Genomic DNA, 3,203 nt, shown 5'->3' on the forward strand with positions numbered 1-3,203 from the left:
ATCGTGATCTATCACGATGCCTTGCGCGCGGCAGGCCATAATCCCGAAGATTTCACCGTCACCTTGATGCTGCACAGCTTCCTGTCGGACACCCGCGACCACGCCCGCGAAATCGCCCGTGAGCCGATGAAGGACTATCTGCGCGCTGCTGCTGGTCTGATCAAGCAATACGCCTGGGCCTTTCCTGCGTTCAAAAAGCCCAAAGGTGTCGAAAACCCTATGCAGATTGATCTCGGCTCGCTCGACGAGGACGAGATGGACGGGATTCTGGAATTCGCCTTTGAGCGCTATTTCAACGACAGCGGGCTGTTCGGCACGGTCGAGGATGCCATTGAACGGGTCAAAGAGGTGAAGGCCATTGGCGTGACCGAAGTGGCTTGCCTGATTGATTATGGCATTGACGTGGACCTTGTTCTGGAAGGGCTGAAACCGCTGGCAAAGGTCGTGGCGGCCAGCAATCAGGAGGTCGCACAGGGCGATTATTCCATCGCGGCCCAGATCGCCCGCCATCAGGTGACGCATCTGCAATGCACGCCCTCCATGGCGCAAATGCTGACCATGAATGACGAGGCACGCGCGGCGCTGTCGGGGATCAAGCATATGATGGTCGGGGGTGAAGCCCTGCCCGGAGCTCTCGCGGATGAGCTGCGCCAAGTGACTGGCGGGCATGTCGAAAACATGTACGGGCCGACAGAAACAACGATCTGGTCAACCACTCAAACTGCCGAAGCGGGGCAGGGTGCCGTGCCGATCGGCACGCCTATCGCAAATACGCATGTTTATGTGCTGGATGATGCCATGCAGCCGGTGCCGATTGGCGTTCCGGGCGAACTCTATATCGGCGGCGCAGGTGTGACGCGGGGCTATTTCCAGCGCGATGAACTGACCGCCGAACGCTTCCTGCCCAATCCCTTTGCTGATGGGCGGATGTATCGCACCGGTGATCTGGCCCGCTGGCGCCCTGACGGGCGGCTTGATTTTCTGGGGCGGGCCGACTTTCAGGTCAAACTGCGCGGGTACCGCGTGGAACTGGGCGAAATCGAAAGCGTGATCGACCGGCATGACACGGTTCAGCAATCCGTGGTCGTGGCGCGCGAGGACACGCCCGGGGTGGTGCAACTGGTTGCCTATCTCTTGGCCGATGGCGCGGTGGACGAGGCCGCGTTGCGCAAGGAGATGCTGCAATCCCTGCCGGACTATATGGTGCCCCGCCACTTTGTGACGTTGGATGCCTTTCCTTTGACGCCCAACAAGAAGATCGATCGCAAAGCGCTGCCTGCGCCGACACTTGGGCAGGCCCCCGCTGCACCTGCACCGGTCGCGGCAGCCACGGCACCTGCGGCCCCTGTTGATCTGGGATCAGAGGCCGAGATCAGCGACAGAATCGCCGCGATCTGGTCTGCGACACTTGGTGTGCCGCAAATCGGGGCAAAAGACAGCTTCTTCGATCTTGGCGGGCATTCCCTGCTGGCCGTGCAGGTTCACCGCGAAATTCGGTCAACGATGGGTGTGCAGAAACTGTCGATCACCGATATTTTCCGCGCGCCCACCTTGGGCGCTTTGGCAAAGATCGTGGCACAAAAGGTCGGCGCAAAGCCCGCACCACCGCAACCCGCTGCCGAAACGCCGCCGCCAGCGGTGGCACCTGCGGCTGCACAACCCACCGGCGACCCCCTCCAAGACGCGATGGCCCGGCGCCGTGAAATGCGTGAGCGCAGGCGCAATCGCTGATGCAAGGGGTCAGGGCGGCTCTGCGGCAAATGCTTGGCCCCCATGCCGGGATCGGTGTGACCGATCCTGCCCAAGACGCCGCGCTTTGGGATGAAGAGGCCGCCGCAGTCGCCCGCGCCGTCCCGAAACGCCGTACCGAATTTGCGGCAGGGCGCAGTGCCGCCCGCGCCGCTATGGCCGAGATCGGGTTTGCGCCCGCCGCGATCCCGCAGGGACGTGACCGCGCACCCATCTGGCCTGTGGGACTGTCGGGTTCCATCGCCCATTGTGACACCTGCTGCGTATCCGTTGTCGCTTTGCAAGAGCACTACGCCGTGCTGGGCGTCGATGTTGAACCGGCAACGCCACTCGCCCCTGATCTGGTCGCGGTCATCTGCACCCCGGCAGAGCGCGCGTGGCTTGCGGGTGAATCTGATCCGGGCCTTGCCTCAAAGATGATCTTTAGCGCCAAGGAAGCCGTATATAAGGCCCAATACCCTCTCACCGGCAAGGTCATCGGGTTTGACGCGGTGACGCTTGATATGACCGACGATACCTTTCATGTTGTTGGTGATCCCACCCTTGCAAACCTGAAAGGAGCGATCTTGATCGAAGGCGGTCTGATCCTATCTCTTGCCTATGTTTAAACGTATCGCGTTAATTGTTATTGCACCCGCCGTCGCTGTCTTGGCCGCACTTGGCCTTTATGCGCGTGATCCTGCGCCGCTGGATAAAGAGGCCTTTGAAGCGCTCTATGCAGAACCCGCCCCACGGCCTGATGGCCCGCGGCAGGTCTTTCACATCGGCCATAGTCTTGTGGCGCGCGATATGCCTGCAATGCTTGCCCAGTTGGGGGGTGAGGGGCACGACTATGCCAGCCAGTTGGGATGGGGTGCGACGCTGAAATCGCACTGGGAACCGGATGTTGCGATCAACGGTTTTGCCGAGGAAAACGCGCATGAAAAATACCGTGACGCACATGAAGCGGTAGAGTCCGGCGATTATGATGCGCTCGTGCTGACCGAAATGGTCGAGATCAAGGATGCGATCCGGTATTTTGACAGCCCAACCTATGTTTATCGCTGGGCCGACAAGGCCCAGGCCCGCGGTTTACCGGTCTATCTCTATGAGACATGGCATCCGTTGAATGATGAGACCGGTTGGCTGACACGTCTTGATCAGGATTTGGGTCTATACTGGGAAGATGCCATTCTGCGACCGGCACTTGCACGGGCCGAGACCCCACAACCGGTGTACCTGATCCCCGGAGGTCAGGTCATGGCCGCTTTCGCGCGCGCCTTGGAAGCACAGGGACCGGTGGGGCCTTTGGCCAGCCATGAAGATCTGTTCAAAGATGATATCCACTTCAATGACTATGGCGCCTATCTGATGGCGCTGACGCATTATGCGGTGCTCTATCAGCAAAGCCCTGTCGGGTTGCCGCACCAGCTATTGCGTGCAGATGGCACACCTGCGGATGATCCTGGCGCAGA

The 3,203-nt window shown here is 60.4% G+C and carries 3 protein-coding genes; all 3 read left to right on the plus strand.

Going from position 1 to position 3,203, the window contains the following annotated elements:
* A partial coding sequence (locus VGP75_RS10110) for an AMP-binding protein (RefSeq protein ID WP_327543543.1) occupies positions 1 to 1,731 on the plus strand: 1,731 nt, incomplete at its 5' end.
* Positions 1,731 to 2,357, plus strand: a complete 627-nt coding sequence (locus tag VGP75_RS10115) for a 4'-phosphopantetheinyl transferase family protein (protein ID WP_327543544.1) — start codon at positions 1,731 to 1,733, stop codon at positions 2,355 to 2,357. The genes VGP75_RS10110 and VGP75_RS10115, both read left to right, overlap by 1 nt.
* Positions 2,350 to 3,203: hypothetical protein (locus VGP75_RS10120; RefSeq protein ID WP_327543545.1), on the plus strand; the 854-nt coding region annotated here is incomplete at its 3' end. The genes VGP75_RS10115 and VGP75_RS10120, both read left to right, overlap by 8 nt.

This window comes from Yoonia sp. (assembly GCF_036007805.1).
Lineage (GTDB): Bacteria > Pseudomonadota > Alphaproteobacteria > Rhodobacterales > Rhodobacteraceae > Yoonia.

What these genes read in the sequence shown, in the direction of transcription:
- VGP75_RS10115 (WP_327543544.1), top strand. Translation starts at nt 1,731, where the DNA reads ATGCAAGGGGTCAGGGCGGCTCTGCGGCAAATGCTTGGCCCCCATGCC.